The sequence below is a fragment of the Plantactinospora sp. CA-294935 genome, assembly GCF_050936445.1.
Lineage (GTDB): Bacteria > Actinomycetota > Actinomycetes > Mycobacteriales > Micromonosporaceae > Plantactinospora.
Genome location: NZ_JBNJMU010000001.1, coordinates 9,649,886 through 9,664,817, shown reverse-complemented (window position 1 = coordinate 9,664,817; position 14,932 = coordinate 9,649,886). Strand labels below are relative to the sequence as shown.

8 protein-coding genes are annotated in these 14,932 nt (G+C 70.6%); 2 read left to right on the top strand and 6 right to left on the bottom strand.

What is annotated here, in order from left to right; translation table 11 throughout:
- Position 1 precedes the first annotated feature (1 nt).
- Positions 2–574, top strand: coding sequence for a hypothetical protein (locus ACQEVC_RS41820; RefSeq protein ID WP_432889529.1), 573 nt, complete (start codon positions 2–4; stop codon positions 572–574).
- Positions 574–1,425, top strand: coding sequence for a hypothetical protein (locus tag ACQEVC_RS41815; protein ID WP_432889527.1), 852 nt, complete (start codon positions 574–576; stop codon positions 1,423–1,425). The genes ACQEVC_RS41820 and ACQEVC_RS41815 overlap by 1 nt, the downstream gene beginning before the upstream one ends.
- Positions 1,426–1,615: 190 nt before the next feature.
- Here the strand turns inward: ACQEVC_RS41815 and ACQEVC_RS41810 are convergent, their stop codons facing one another.
- The 6 genes from ACQEVC_RS41810 to ACQEVC_RS41785 form a co-directional block, all read right to left on the bottom strand.
- A complete protein-coding gene (locus ACQEVC_RS41810; RefSeq protein WP_432889525.1) occupies positions 1,616–2,821 on the bottom strand; it encodes an FAD-dependent oxidoreductase in 1,206 nt (401 codons plus the stop codon).
- Positions 2,822–2,978: 157 nt separating this feature from the next.
- Positions 2,979–3,626, bottom strand: a complete 648-nt coding sequence (locus ACQEVC_RS41805; RefSeq protein ID WP_432889523.1) for a PadR family transcriptional regulator — start codon at positions 3,624–3,626, stop codon at positions 2,979–2,981.
- 189 nt (positions 3,627–3,815) lie between these two features.
- The gene (locus tag ACQEVC_RS41800; protein WP_432889521.1) at positions 3,816–5,675 is read right to left on the bottom strand and encodes a LamG-like jellyroll fold domain-containing protein; all 1,860 of its coding nucleotides are present in this window, start codon (positions 5,673–5,675) and stop codon (positions 3,816–3,818) included.
- 225 nt (positions 5,676–5,900) lie between these two features.
- On the bottom strand, positions 5,901–9,836 hold the full coding sequence (locus ACQEVC_RS41795; protein ID WP_432889519.1) for a ThuA domain-containing protein: 3,936 nt from the start codon (positions 9,834–9,836) through the stop codon (positions 5,901–5,903).
- A gap of 220 nt (positions 9,837–10,056) precedes the next feature.
- A complete protein-coding gene (locus ACQEVC_RS41790) occupies positions 10,057–11,286 on the bottom strand; it encodes a multicopper oxidase domain-containing protein (RefSeq protein ID WP_432889517.1) in 1,230 nt (409 codons plus the stop codon).
- 49 nt (positions 11,287–11,335) lie between these two features.
- The gene (locus ACQEVC_RS41785; RefSeq protein ID WP_432889515.1) at positions 11,336–14,470 is read right to left on the bottom strand and encodes an OmpL47-type beta-barrel domain-containing protein; all 3,135 of its coding nucleotides are present in this window, start codon (positions 14,468–14,470) and stop codon (positions 11,336–11,338) included.
- Positions 14,471–14,932 lie beyond the last annotated feature (462 nt).

The following is a 14,932-nucleotide window of genomic DNA, read 5'->3' as shown; positions in this document are numbered from 1 at the left end:
GATGTCGGCGGCGTCACCGGGTGGCGGTGCGGGCCCCGGGCCCGGCGCGGGTGACCGGCCCCGCTGGTTCCTGCTCCCCGTGTTCGGTGTGGTCATGCTGCTGCTCGCCGGCGTCGGCGCGTTCCTCGGCGCGCGCAGCTACCAGGGCAGCCGGGCCTCCCAGTCCTGCGGGAGCTACAGCTGCATTCCCCGGCTGGAGGCGGTGACGGTGGTCCAGGCGCTCCAGGGCCAGGGGCACACCTGCACGAAGGAGAGCAACCACCAGTACTGCGAGCTGCGGATCGGCTTCGTGCGCTTCCGGGCGTCGCTCCAGGTCTCCGACGAGCTCATCCACGCGATGACCGTGGACATCTATCGGGCCACCCCGGTCGCCGGGACCGGCCTGGCGTACCTGAACTGGTTCGCCACCCTGCCCTACGCGGGCGACGAGGAGACGTCCGGCCGGATCGAGGAGTGGGTGGCTGAGCAGGTCAACGGCAACAAGGACACCAGAGCCGTCATCGGCGACTACGAGTACCGGTTGACCAATCCCGAGACGTATGCCGTCGAACTCAATATCAGGGGTAACTTCTGATGACCGCCCAACCTTCCGGACAGCGTTACTCCCCGGACGGCAGGTTCTGGTGGGACGGCACCGGCTGGCGCCCGGTGGATGCCGCACCACCCGCCCCGGCGCCGGGGCAGCCCGGGCAGGCGTGGTCGCCGCCGCCGTTCGGGCACGCCCCGGCCGCCGCCAACCCGTCCGGCGCTGGCCGTCCGCCCGGCGCCGCCGGCCCGTCCGGCCTACCAGGTCCGGGCTTGCCGGGTACGGCCTTCCCGTCGCCCCGGGGCGCGGTCCCTCGGCGCCCGTCCAAGGCCGGCTTCCTGCTGGCGCTGGTCGGCACGCTGGTGGCGACGGCGGTACTCGGCGGGCTCGTCGGCGGTATCGCCGGGATGGTGACCACGGAACCTCCGGGCAACGACTCCGCGCCGCAGTTCGCCGCCGAGTTCCCGACCGCGCAGCGGCAGTACATGGCCGGGGTGACCCTCGCCGTGGTCGCCGAAGACTGGATGAAGAAGTCCAACTCGTGGGTCTGCACCGACGCCACCACTCCGGAGACCTCCGAACGGTCCAGGAAGACGATGGAATGCCGCCCGCCGGATGACGACGAGCGGGAAATGTACGTGACCATCGAGTACGACGCGGACGACAAGATCAAGTTGGTCAGCGGTCGCTGCCGTGCCGGCCTGAAGTCCAAGCCGTGCACGACGCTCGCCGCCAGCCTGGCCGACGCGGTGCTCTCGCCGCAGGGCGACCAACTGCGCAGACAGGCGGAGAAGTGGGCGACGGAGAACGCCGACAGCGAGCGGGTGACGACCATCGGGGGCATCCGGCTCGAGGCATCTCTCGACCCGCACGGCATGACCGCCACTCCGGGTGTCTGAGCGTGCGGGATCGACCGTGCCTCACGGAGCAGTTCCGCCAGCGGTACCGGGGCTCGCGGACCGCGCGTACCACCGAACCGTGTGCACGGCCCTCGGGTGCCCGGCGTACGGCCAGCCGACCGTGGTCCACCCGTCGCCGATGCGGTCGGGTGGACCACCGGCCGGCTCCAGGCGCCGACGCCGACGCCGCTCAGCGCAGCGCCGGGTCCGCGGTCACCGGTGCGTCCCAGTCGATCACGTAACGCTGCTCCGGGCCGATCGTCTTCTCCGGGTTCATGGCGGTCTTCATCAGCAGTGGCATCAACAGCGGCATCAACACCCTGGCCACCGCGCCCGGGGCCTTGGCCTGGTTGATCCGCGCCGCGCGGGCGGCGACCCTCTGCACCCGGCCGCGCCGCAGGCGCTCGAAGGCGGCGTACGCCGCCGGGACGTCGGTGATGTCACGCAGGCAGCGGGCCAGTTGCACCGCGCTTTCGATCGCCAGCGACGCGCCCTGGCCGGAACTGTTGGAGGGCGCATGAGCCGAGTCGCCGACCAGCACCATGCGGCCCCGATGCCAGTGTCGGACACGTGGCATGATCTGCAACGATCCGACCACCTGTAGTTCGTCGGCGCTGCTGGTCGACATCAGGGCGCGGCCGGGATCGTCGTCGGCGTAGGCGGCGCGCAGTGTCCGCATCCAGTCGGTCGACGGCACCGCGCGGGCTTCGGCGAGGCTGATCGGCCGCTCCTGCGGCAGGTTGACGCCCCACCGGGTGCCGCCGCCGGGCTCCGGCCAGTAGAGGTAGTAGCCGCCCTTGCCGAAGGCGAAGGTCATCGTGCCGGTGCCGGCGTCCACGTCGTGCCGCGCGACCGCCTCGAAGCCGAGGAGTCCGGTGAACTGCGGGCCGGGTGCCTCGGGGTCGATCAGCCGGCGTACGGTCGAGCGGATGCCGTCGGCCCCGACGAGGATGTCGGCGCTGGCGGCGCTGCCGTCGGCGAACCTTGCCGTGATGCCCGTCGCGCTCTCCTGCGTGTCCAGCAGGCGCTTGCCGTACTCGATGGTCACGCCGGCGGCGACGGCCCGGTCGTGCAGTACCCGGTATAGGTCGCTGCGGTGCACCAGTTGCAACGGCGGCACGTCGGCCAGGCCGGGCATTTCCATATGCTTGCCGCCGACGGCCATGGCCATCCGGGTGATCGGCGTGGCGATTGCGGTCACCGCCTCGTCCGCGCCGACGGTCCGCAGGGCCGCGACGCCGTTCGGCGCGAGCGCGAGCGTGCCCCCGATGCCGTCGGCGGTGCTCGGGTACGCCTCGTAGACGGTGGCCGCGATGCCCGCCCTGCGCAGCGCCAGTGCCGCCACCGGGCCGGCGATGCCGCCGCCGACGACGATCGCTGTCCGTACCTCAGTCATGGTCTTCTCCCTGGTCATCGGTTCTCGTGCATGGCGAACCGACCTGGGAGGGAACCGGCTATCCTCGTGGTTGCCGCCTCGCGCCGAGCGCCTTCCCAGGTGTGGTTCGGGGTAAGGGCCCTGGCGCGGTGTTGGCGCACCGCGCCAGGGCCGTCCGTCACTCCGTCGAGCTGGTCCTTTCCGCGAGTTCGGTCAGCTCCGCCGGCATCTCGCCGGTTTCGTGGAAGGCCCGCCACACGTCCAGCCCCGGGTAGCTGCCCGAGGTCAGTTCGGCGAGCAGAGAGCGGATCCAGGCCGCTTCCGCCTCCTGGATGGCCAGGTCGTATTCCGACTCGACCAGGAACAGTCGCGGGATGTGCCGGGTGTGCTGCGCGAGCGCGTCGCGGGCGGCCGTGAGGTTGTCTTCCAGCAGGTCCAGCCGCCGCCGCAGCAGACGCGTGGCCTCGTCCGGGTGAAGGACGGCGAGCACGGACAGGCCGGCACGGAAGCGCGGTTGCTCGGGCATGGGGGTCGAGACCAGCTCGCGGGCCCAGTCGACCAGCTCCGCGCGGCCGGAGTCGGTGATGCGATAGACGGTGCGTTCGGGTCGACGGCCTTCGCGGACACTCTGCACGGCGGTGATCATGCCGTGTTTATCCATGTTGCGAATGACCGTGTAAAGAGATCCCCATTTGATCTGCATGTCCTGGTCTTTGCCCCAGGCGCGCAGTGCCGTGGCGATCTCGTAGGGGTGCATGGCCCGCTGGGCCAGCGCCGACAGCACGGCCAGGGCCAGCAGGTTGCTGACCTTGCGCCGCTTCGCCACGCTACCCACCTCGCCGATGCTCGTGCGCGATTACTCGCAGACGAGTATATGTACGCGAGTATCAGTTGGCAACGGATGCCGGCTCGGTGCACGGGGGCGCGTGCACCGAGCCGGGTGGCGAAGGCGTCGGCGCCGCGCGACTCCGTCCGAGTGCCGTCGTCAGTGCCGAGACGCCGGCCGGGGCGCCGGTCAGGCCCGGAGGAACCTGCTGACCGGCAGCGGACGGTCGACGATGCGCAGGTCTCCGATCCAGCCGTAGAAGCCCTGTTCCACGATCCGGTCGTAGTGGTAGGCACCGACGAACCACGGCTCGCGTGAGCTGGCCAGTCCTCGGGCCGGGGTGGACGGGTTGCGGAGCAGTTCGGCGCCGTCGACGAAGAGGGTGGTACGCCGGCCGTCGTTCACCACCGCGACGTGGAACCATTCGTCGGCGCGCATCTCGTGGCCCCAGTTCGTCGAGATGCCGTCCTGGTTGACCGGGAAGACCGCCCACTGCAACGCCATGCCGTCCGACATGCTGAGCGTGGCGATTGGCTCCGCCGGGTCACCACCGGTCTTGCCGGCGTCCCGGCCGGCGCCGAACCGGCTCAGGATGCTCATCCAGGCGTGGTTGGTGGCCCGGACGTCCGCCGGCAGCTTCACGAACGCCTCGATCGTGTAGCCGTTGCCGAAGGTCGTCGCGTTCAGCGGCGCCTCGTCGACGGTACGCAGGTAGGCGCCGCGAGCGGGCCGCTTGCCGCCGTCGAAGAAGAGGCTCGCGTGCGCCGGCTGGTCGCCGTGGTGTTCGGTGGACCAGCGCAACGCGTCCGGGCCGCTGCCGGCGAGGGTGACCCGGGTCAGGTGGTTGCCCCGGCCGGAGAGATCCGCGATCCGGAAGCCGTCCGGCACGGGCGTGCCGTCAGCCCGGCCCTGGTCGAACCGCCAGTACGCGACGGTGCCGTCGACCAGTACGGTGGCCGGGTCGCGGGGCGGGCGGGGCGGCACCGGGGCGAAGCCGGCGAACCGGTCGGCGAAGTCGACGGCCAGGCTGAACCGGTTGGCCGGGTCGGTCAGCTCGACCTCCCGTTGCTCCAGTGCGTTGCGTCGCTCCGGCTGCTGGCCGAGGATCCACGGCGAGACCGTCTCCACGTCGATCGTGTTGCGCGCCAGGTCGAAGTGGTAGAGCCGGATCATCGCGCCGCCGCCGTAGTAACGGTCCTGGTAGTTGGTGATGTGTACGTGCACGTCCCGCCCGGCGCTGTTGCGCAGCACGGCCCGTCCGGGCGGCCAGAAGTGCCCGTTGAGGGTGAGGAAGATCTGGTCGCTGTCCTTGATAAGCCCGTCCCAGAGCCGCTGGCCGTGCCCGGAGAGTTCCGCGACGCCGGTGTCGTCGGCGTGCGCGAGGTCGTGGGTGGTCAGGATGACGGGGGTACGCGGGTGGGCCGCGAGCACGGCCTTCGCCCAGCCGAGGGTGCCGTCGGAGGGCCGCCAGTCGAGGGCGAACACCAGCCACTCGCGGTTGGCGGCGGTGAAGACGTGGTACGTGTTGTAGCCGTCCGGCGTGCCGCCCCGGTACGTCGGCGAGGTACGGAATCGGCGTGGCCCGAACACGTCGAGGTACGGACTCGGTCCACGCTGGTCGGTGGTTGACGGGTCGACGTCGTGGTTGCCGGCCAGCACGCTGTACGGCGTCCGACGCCGGTCGAAGATCTCGAAGACCTCGCCGGCCTGGGCCAACTCGGCGGCGGCCGCGTTCTCCACGATGTCGCCGAGGTGGGTGGTGAAGACGATGTTCCGCTCCGCCCGGTGATCCTGGATCCAGCGCAGCGTCGCGGTGAGCGGCGCCGGGTCGCCCCGGTCGGCGTCGAACAGGTACTGCGTGTCGGGGATGACGGCCAGGGTGAACCGGGGTGACCCGAGGTCGGGGCGGTCGCCGTGGCGGTCGCCGGTGTGCTGGCCGGCCAGCGCGGTGCCCGGGATGAGCGCCCCGCCGGTACCTGCGCCCACCAGCCCAGCCCCCACCAGCCCGGCCCCCTGCAGGAATCTGCGCCGGTTCGGGGTCTGCTGCATGATCTTGCTCCTCGGATCGCGGAAGAAACCGCTGATCAGTACGACGGAAGCCGTCAAACAGAGATCATTTCTGCCGTCAACGCGGACCGAACTCCGGGTGAACCTCAACGCGGCACCGCCAGCGCTCGACGCCGCCGGTGCGGCCTGCTCACCCCGGTTGTCGCGATCGGTGGCGCACAAAGGTGCCGGGTACGGGCGTCACGCCCGTACCCGGCACCCGGTCGCTCAGAGCTGGCGCACCCTGACGTTGCGGAACTCGATCACGTCGTTGGTGCCGTGGTTCTGCAACCCGACGAAGCCGCTGAGGAACTGCCGCAGGTCGGTCGGCGGGTCGCCCTGGCGGGACGACTGCTTGCCGGGTGTGTTGTCGAACTCGCTGATCACCACACCGTTCCGGGTGATCGTGTAGTGCTGGCCGATCACGCGGACCTCGTAGTCGTTCCACTGGTTCTTCGGAGTCGCCCCGGCCTTGTCCAGGGTGTTCGACGCGAAGTTGTAGACCGAGCCGGTCTTCTGCGGTTCGCCGGTCTCGCCGTCGTAGATCTGGATCTCGTGGCCGCAGTAGATCGCGACCCAGGCCGGGGAGGTACGGGCCGAACCCACCGTGCCGCAACTGCCGGCGGGACGCTGCTCCAGCGGAGTCCTCGGGTCCGGGAACCGTACGAAGATGCCGCTGTTGGCCCGGACGTTCTCCGGGGAGATGTCGCGGAACTGCACCCTGATCGAATAGTCGGCGAGCTGTTTGTCCGCGTACCACAGCATGCCGAGGCCGCCGGAGCTGCGGATCGAGCCGTCGGGACGCAGTGCGAACGACCCGCCGGGTGCCTGGCGCCAGCCGGCGAGCGACTTCGCCGATCCGTCGAAGATCGGCTGGTAGCCGTCGGTGGCACCGATCGGGGACTGCCGCCCGGCCTGGCGCAGCGCCCTGGACTCGCGGTTGTCGATGACGTGCGCCGCGGTCAGTTCGGCGAGCACGGCGTCGAGATGGGTGACGAACGAGGCCCGGTTCGGCCAGGTGGTCTCGTCGTCGATCAGGTCGTTGATCGTGCAGCCGCCGCCGGTCTGCCGGTTGGCGACCCCGGTGTCGGTGTCCAGCATCCAGACCGTCGGCCGGGCGTCGGCGGCACCGCAGCCGGCGTTCACGTCGATCTTCCCGGTGACCACCTCCCCGTCGGCGTAGGTCACCTTCACCGTCGCCTGGAAGGTGCCGTACCGCTTGTAGGTGTGCGTCGGGTGGGCCTGGTGCGACAGCTTGCTGCCGTCGCCGAAGTCCCACTCCCAGGCCACCCCGCCGACCCTCGCGGCGGAGAAGCCGATGGTCCGGGGTTGGCTCGGCGTGACCGACTGCGCCGTGGCCAGGCTCGGGTTCGGGGTGGCCTGGCCACCCTGGTAGGTGATGCGGATCAGCTTCTGGTTCGGGTGCAGGCTGAAGAAGCCCCTGCCGTAGTCGAGCATGTAGAGCGCGCCGTCCGGCCCGAACTTCGCGTCCATCCAGGAGTCGAGCTGGTTGGTGCCGGTGCCGTTCTGGATGATGGCGCGCAGGTCCTCGGCGAAGGCCGGCGCCCCGGCCTCGGCGACGGTGCTCGGGTCGACGGTGACGGCGATCCGGTTGTTGCCGTTGGACTGGTCACCGATGAACCACTTGTTGTCCCAGTACGCCGGCCAGGCGACACCGCTGTCGACGTCGACGTTCTCCCGCTGGTAGGTCGGGCCGTCCATGATGGCCTGGCCGCCACCGCTCAGGTACGGCTGGGTGTAGGTGGCGTCCTCGGCCTTGTACGTCGGCAGCCCGCTGCCGTCGGTCCGCTTCGGGAAGATCGGGCCGCCGCCCTGCGGGGAGTACCAGATCATGTTGTCCCGCACCGGCGGGAGGTTGACCAGACCGGTGTTGCGCGGCGACTCGTTGCGCGGATTGTCGCAGTCGTACCAGCCGGTCAGCACGGTGGCGTCGGTGTTGCTGCGGTCCCGGTACGGCTGCCGGTTGCCCATGCAGTACGGCCAGCCGTGGTTGCCGGCCGAGGTGATGACCGTCGCCGTCTCGTACTTCGCCGGACCGAGGTTCGGGTCCGGGGCGCCGGCGTCCGGGCCGACCCACGCGGCGGTGAGCCAGTCGTTCACCGGGTCCCAGGCGATCCGGGCGATGTTGCGGACGCCCATCACGTAGATCTCCGGCCGGGTCTTGCCGCCGCCCTGCTCCTGGCCGGTGAAGAGGTTGCCGTCCGGGATCGTGTAGGTCCCGTCCGGCTCGGGGTGGATGCGGATGATCTTGCCGTTCAGGTCGTTCGTGTTGCCGGAGGTACGCCGGGCGTCCTGGAACGAGATGCCCGCGTACTCCTGGGTCCAGTTGTTGCCGGAGTAGCCGCTCGACCCGCCGGAGGAGTTGCTGTCACCGCTGCCGATGTAGAGGTTGCCGGCCTCGTCGAAGGTCATGCCGCCACCGGCGTGGCAGCAGCTGTGGATCTGGGTGTCCCAGTGCAGCAGGTCCTTGCGGGTGCCCTGGTCGATCGACTGCTGCGCGTGGTCGTAGGTGAACCGGGAGACCGTACGCTGGCCGACCCGCCGCTCCCGGTCGATCGACTCGTGCGGCATCCAGTAGACGTAGAACCAGCCGTTCTCCGCGAACTTCGGGTCGAGGGTGATGCCGACCAGGCCCTCCTCGTTCTTCACCAGCTCGCTGCCGCTGCCCCGGTTGCCCATCACCTTGAGCGTGGTCAGCAGCTTGACCTGCTTGCTCTTCGGGTCCCACTGGTGGATGGTGCCGCAGCCCAGGCCCACGTTCGGGTCGGCCCAGTCGGCGACCGGGCCACTCGGGCAGGCGGCCTTGCCGATGTAGAAGACCTTGCCGTCGGGCGCGATGGTCAGGCCGTGCGGCTCACCGATCTGGTCGAGCTGCCCGGACTGGTTGGTGGTGGTCAGCCGCTCGATCCGGTAGTTCGCCGCGATGGTCGCCTGGCAGTCGCCCCGGACCAGGCCGGCCGTCCACTGGAGTGCGCCGAGCAGGTGGCTGCGGAACCGCGTGTCGGTGGTGTAGCTGGCTTCGGTACGCCCCATGCCGGTGTAGAACGACCGGCCGCCGTCGTAGTCCCGGCACCAGGAGATCGGGTGGAAGGCACCGTTGCCGGCCAGCCCGGCGTTGTAGCTGGTCTCCTTGACCTGGGCGATCGTGTGCACCCGGCCGACCGGACTCGGGTCCCAGTTGATCCACTGGTCGGACCGGGTCCAGTTCAACGGCAGGCCCTTGTTCGCCGGGTGCTGCCGGTCGACCACGTCGACCACGGCCTCCTGCACCCTGCTCTCCGGCGCCGGTCCCGCGTTCGGGCCGATCAGCCACAGCTCGGCGAGTTGGATCAGCGGCTCACCGCTGTTCGCGGTGATGTTCAACCGGTAGTGCTGGTACGCCTCGGTGTTGGTGAACGTGTACTGCTTGGTCTGGAACCGCCCCGAGAAGGTCTCCCCGGTGCGGCGGTCCAGGTCCGTCCAGGTCTCGCCGTCGGCCGACCCCTGAAGGGTCCAGTCCCTCGGGTCGCGGCCGGTGAAGTCGTTCGCCGAGGTCAGCGCGTAGTGCGCGATCGCCTTCGGCTCGGCGAGCTTGGCGACGACCCAGCCGGTCGGGGTACGGGTGAGCCACTTGGTCCCGGTCGACCCGTCGATCAGGTTCTCGACGATCTCGTTCGGCGGGTTGTTGCCGCTGGCCGTGACGCTCTCGATCTTCTCCGCGTTCGGCAGGCTCGCCGCCGGGCGGGTGCCGATCAGACCGGTGAACCACTCGGAGCCGGGCTGCGCGCGGGCGGCGTCGTGGATGCCGACGAACCCGCCACCGCCCTTGACGTACGCCTGGAACGCCGCCTCCTGGGCGTCGTTCAGCGTCACCCCGTTGGCCGACAGGAACACCACGCTGCGGTAGCGGTCCAGGTTGTCGGGGGTGAAGACCGCCGGGTCGGCGGAGGAGTGCACGGTGAAGCCGTTCTCGTTGCCCAGCTTCCGGATCGTGCTGACGGCCCTGGCGACCGGGTCCTCCTGGGACGCCGCCGGGCCGTGAAAGACCAGCACGTTCACCGCCTGGCCGCCCCAGGCCGGCGCGATTCCGCCGGCGCTCGGGTCCGGGGCCGCGGCGACCGGTGCGCTCAGCAGACCGAGCGTGAGTAGCGCGCCCGAGGCCACGGCGACCGCGCGGCGGAACGGTCCGGCGCCGTGACGCCACGGCCGGGAGGCCGGGTGGAGCGCGGGGGACGGAAGGTCAACAGGGTCGGGATGGTGCCGCCCGACCGATCGGGATAGCCGGAAATGGCGTCGGTGAGCCATTTCTCCTCCTCCACAGGGGGTACGAAAGTGCTTTAGGCGCTGGCAGGGGTGCTCGGTTGGCGGTGCGGGGTGTCGCGGGTCATCGGTGGTTCGAGTGCGCGCCGGCAGGTGCCGCCGCGCCCGGTGCCGGCGCCGCCGGCGGATGGCCGCCGGCGTGCGGCGGCATCTGCCCGTTCTCGTCGAGCACGTGCAGGGTGGTCGACATGCCCAGGTCGGAGTGGAACTGCATGTGGCAGTGCAGCATCCAGTGCCCCGGTCCCACGGAGTCACCCGCGACGATCTGCACCCCGAAGCTGTCACCCGGGCCGAGGGTCTTGTTGTCGATCACCGGGATCGAGTCGATGAGCGCTCTGTTGCTGCCCTCGACCAGGCCGGTCCGGGTGTCCGCCCAGGAGTGACCGTGCACATGGAACGTGTGCATGTCGTCCCCGATGCCGATCACGATGAACTCGACCCGTTCGCCGAGCTTGGCGACCAGGCAGGTCGGGCCCGGTTGCGGGTTCACCGGGTCACAGGTGTCGGCCTCCGCGCTGCGCCGCAGGTTGATGGTCTGCCGGTCACCGAAGACCGTCACATAGGTCCGGTCGGGCCTCGGGTCTCCCTGCCGGCGTACCACGAGACCGCCGAACAGCCCGGAGCGCAGGCCCTGGGTGCCGTGCGGCCCGCCGACCACGTGGTCGTGGTACCACCAGTAGCCGGCGGTGCCCTGCGAGGTCGCGGTGCGCGGTTTGGCGAACCAGATGTACGTCCGCGACCCGCCCGGCGGCACGAAGGAGTTGCTGTGCACCGTGCCGTCGGACTGCTGGGTGTACTTGACCCCGTGCACGTGCAGCGAGACGCCGACCGGATGCGCCGGATCGGTGCGCAACTGTTCCAGGGTGGCGGCCGGCACCTGGTTGTGCAGGGTGATCGCCAGGCATTCCCCTTCGATCATCTCCATCGTCGGCCCCGGGTAGGAGGCCGTCTGCGGGGTGAGGCCGTAGCCGAGCCGGACCTGGTTGGCCACCGGGTCCCGGGGGAGCTCGACCGCGTACAGGTTCAGCCGCCGGTCCGGCGTGACGCAGCCCGCCGGCCGTTCCGCCGACGGCGCCGCTGCCTCGACCGCCCGCTCGGCCGGTCGGGCGGTGGTGCCGCCGGCCACGGCCAGCCCGCCCGCGCCGACCAGCGTCACCAGCATGATGGCCGCCACCATCACGGCCCGGCCGGCGCTGGTGCCGAGCAACCGGGCCGGCGACGCCGGGTGCGGATCCGGCCCTCCGTCGGGTGGCGAGAGTACGACCTCGCCGATGTCCTTCGTTTCCTGGTTCAACGTTCTATCCAATCGCTCGGCTAGGCGGGGGATCAGACGGCATGCGGCGTCACGGGGTCAGCGGGGCGATCCGGACGTTGCGGAAGGTCACGATGTCGCCGGCGCCGTGGTTCTGCAGGCCGACGTAGCCGGTCGCGTTCTGGCGTCCGGCGCCGCCCGGATCGTCCGCGCGGGGCGGGCTGAAGACGGCCTCGGGAACGTTTACGTACTCGTTGATCAGCGTGCCGTTGCGGAACACCGAGTAGTGCTGGCCGACCACGCGGATCTCGTAGTCGTTCCAGGTGCCCTTGGGGGTGACCGCCGCGCCGTCGAGGTCGACCCGGTCGAAGCCGTACACCGACCCGCTCTTGTACTGGTCGCCGTCGGTCCGGTCGAATATCTGGAGCTCGTGGCCGTACTTGATGGCCACCCACTCGGGGCGGGACTCCTGCGGGTGCTGGTGCACCTGCGGGAAGCGGACGAAGACTCCGCTGTTGGCGCGCCCGTCACCCGGGGCGTCGTCCCGCCACTGGAGCTTCAGCGAGAAGTCGCCGTAGCTGCGGACCGGGAACCAGAGCATGCCGAGGCCGTCGACGGCCCTACTGGTGATCGAGCCGTCGGCGTTGCGCCGGAAGCCACCGGCGCCGACCTGCTCCCACAGCTTGAACGAGGCGGCGGTGCGGTCGAGCAGCGGCACGTAGCCCTGCTTCGCCTCGGACCTGCCGACGCCGGACTCGCGGGCCGTGCGTACCAGGGCGTTCTGCTCCTTCAGCAGGATCTTGCCCCGGTGGTGCAGGTGTTCGGCGACCGCCCGGACGTGCTCCACGAACTCGGCGTGGCTGGGCCAGGCCCGTTCGTCGTCGATCAGGTCGTTGATCGAGCAGCGGCCCTCGACCACCCGGTTGGGCACGGCGCTGTTCAGCGTGCCGATCCAGACCGTCGGCCGGGTGTCGGTCACCCGGCAGCTCGGTGCAGGCGGTCCGCTCGGCACCACCGTGAAGGTGGCCGACGCGGTCCCCGAGACGTTGCCGGCCCGGTCGGTGGCCCGGTAGCTGACCGTGTGCGCACCGGGGGTGTTCACCGTCAGCGGGCCGGAGTAGACGACGTATCCCCGGCCGTCGAGGGCGTACTCGACGCGGTAGACGCCGGAACCGGTGTCGGTGGCGGCGAGCACGACGGTGGCGCTGCCCACGTACGCCCAACTGCCGTCCTGCTGGCCGATGATCGCGGCGTTCACGCTGGGGGCGGTGTTGTCGGGGTTGGGCGGGGCGACCACGCTGAACGAGACCGACCCGGGTGTGGAGGTGTTGCCGGCGACGTCGGTGGCCCGGTACGAGACGGTGTGCTGACCGGGCTGGTTGACCGTCACCGGAGCGGTGTACTCCGCGTACGGCTGCCCGTCGAGGGAGAACTCGACGAGGTCGACACCCGACCCGGCGTCGGTGGCGGAAACCGTCACGGTGGCGGCACCGACGTACGCCCCGGTGCCGTCCCGGTTGCCGGCGACGGTGGCGGTCGCGGTCGGCGCGGTGGTGTCATCCGGCAGCTCGACCACCTGGAACGTGACGGACTGCGCCGCCGAGGTGTTGCCCGCCTTGTCGGTGGCCCGGTAGCTGACGGTGTGCTCGCCGGGCGTGTTGACGGTCACCGGAGCGGTGTAGGCCGCGTACGCCTGCCCGTCGACGGCGTATTCGATCCGGTCCACACCGGACTCGGTGTCGGTGGCCGAGATGGTCACCGTGGCGGCCCCGAGGTAGCCGCCGTTCTCGTCGCGGTCGCCGGTGACCCCGCCGGTCACGGTCGGCGGCGTGGTGTCCGGAGTGGACGTGTCGGCGACCTCGAACGCGATGGACTGCGGGGCGGAGGTGTTGCCCGCCTCGTCGGTGGCCCGGTAGCTGACGGTGTGCTGACCCGGCTGGTGCACCATCACCGGGGCGGTGTAGGTGGCGTACGCGCCGCCGTCGAGGGAGTACTCGGTGCGTTCGACGCCGGATTCGGTGTCGGTGGCGGTGAGGGTGACGGTGGCCATGCCGATGTAGGCGCCGTCGTCGTTCTGTTCGCCGGTGACGGCGGCGGTGACGGTGGGTGCGGTGGTGTCGGGGTCGGTCGGTGGGGCGACCTGGAAGGCGGTCGACTGTACGGCGGAGGTGTTTCCGGCGACGTCGGTGGCCCGGTAGGTGACGGTGTGCTGTCCGGGGGCGTTCACCGTGACCGGGGCGGTGTAGGTGGCGTACGCGCCGCCGTCGAGGGAGTACTCGGTGCGTTCGACGCCGGATTCGGTGTCGGTGGCGGTGAGGGTGACGGTGGCCATGCCGATGTAGGCGCCGTCGTCGTTCTGTTCGCCGGTGACGGCGGCGGTGACGGTGGGTGCGGTGGTGTCGGGGTCGGTCGGTGGGGCGACCTGGAAGGCGGTCGACTGTACGGCGGAGGTGTTTCCGGCGACGTCGGTGGCCCGGTAGGTGACCGTGTGCTGTCCGGGGGCGTTCACCGTGACCGGGGCGGAGTAGCTGCCGTACGCACCGCCGTCCAACGCGTACTCGATCCGGCCGACGCCCGATCCGGCGTCGGTGGCGGAGAGGGTCACCGTGGCGGCGCCGACGTACGCGCCGTCCTCGTCCTGCTCACCGGTGACCGCGGCGGTCACCGTCGGCGGGGTGGTGTCCTCGCTCCCGCCGGTGACGACGAGCAGCCCGGCCATCGTGCCGTGCCCCGGTATCGCGCAGAAGTAGCGGTAGGTGCCGGCCGTGAGTACCACGTCGACGGTCCACCGGCCCTGGTTGGCGTCGAACGGGTCGGCCAGGATGTTCACGTCCACGTCGCGGTTGTACTCGGGGTTTCCGGTGTCGAAGGTGAGGGTGTGCTGCATCCCGGTGGTGTTGCCGGTCGCGGTGCTGTTCTCGAAGACGAGGGTGGCCGGCCCGGCGATCGCGGTGGTGGGCGCGGAGACGTACGCCTGGGTGCTGTCCCCGGCCGTCCAGGTGAGCACCTGGGCCTGTAGTTGCCCGGCCGACGTGGGGTCGCTGGCCTTGCTCGACTCGGTGTCCACCGGGCGGGCACCGGCGGGAACGGCGACGAGCGCGGAGCCGACGACCAGGGCGGCGATCGCCGCGAGCATCCTCATCGGCCGGTTGGGCAGGCCGGCGCCGAGCCGGGGAAGCAGCCGGGACCGCCTTGGCGGACCACAGCGCACAGGGAAAGCTGGCATGCCGAACACACCTTTCGCGAGTCTTGGGTGAACGTCGACGACCCGTGGGGGTTTCGTGTGGATCGACGGGTGACATGGCGGTGGACCGCACACCGGCGTGATCCGCGACGGTGGGTCCGGTGCTGCGGCTACCGGCCTGTCGCGGCTGGTGTGTGGACCGACGTGTCTCGATCAGGACGGGGGACTATGGGCACGGTGGACTATGGGCGAGGTCGGGTCGGCGACGGGGGTGACGCCGACCGCGTTGCCGAGCCGGCGGAGCGCCGACGTCGTTGCGGGTACGGCGCGGGCGGGCCGCGCCGGAGTCTGCGGGCACGGCGGCCTGCAGAGTGGGCTCTCCCGGCCAAGCCGTGACTCTCAGACGACGAGCTAACCGCGCCGCCGGTTACCTCGTTGAAACATGTTGATATTGTTCGACACTAACTGTCTTGCCGTCGATGTGTCCAGATCTTTCGGCAGGAT